General features: G+C 66.4%; 1 protein-coding gene. It reads left to right on the top strand.

Annotation, left to right across the window (positions count from 1 at the left end; genetic code table 11):
• On the top strand, window positions 1–265 hold a 265-nt coding region (locus tag AC0IYH_RS32025; protein WP_471838324.1), incomplete at both ends, for a flavodoxin-dependent (E)-4-hydroxy-3-methylbut-2-enyl-diphosphate synthase.

Raw genomic sequence — 265 nt, 5'->3', positions numbered from 1 at the left:
ACCCTGCCCCGACGCGCTGGTCGAATCGGCGATGGACCACATCAAGCTGTTGCAGGACCACGACTTCCACGAGTTCAAGGTCGCGGTGAAGGCGTCCGACCTGTTCCTGGCGGTCGCGGCCTACCAGCAACTGGCGGAGGTCGTGGACTGCCCGCTGCATCTCGGCATCACCGAGGCGGGGGGGCTGATCGGCGGCACCGTCAAATCGTCGATCGGGATGGGGTCCCTGCTCTGGTACGGCATCGGCGACACGATCCGCGTGTCG

It is taken from the genome of Pseudomonas sp. AC463 (genome assembly GCF_979253585.1).
The sequence above is the reverse complement of the archived record's forward strand: the minus strand, read 5'-3'. Positions and strand labels throughout refer to the sequence as shown.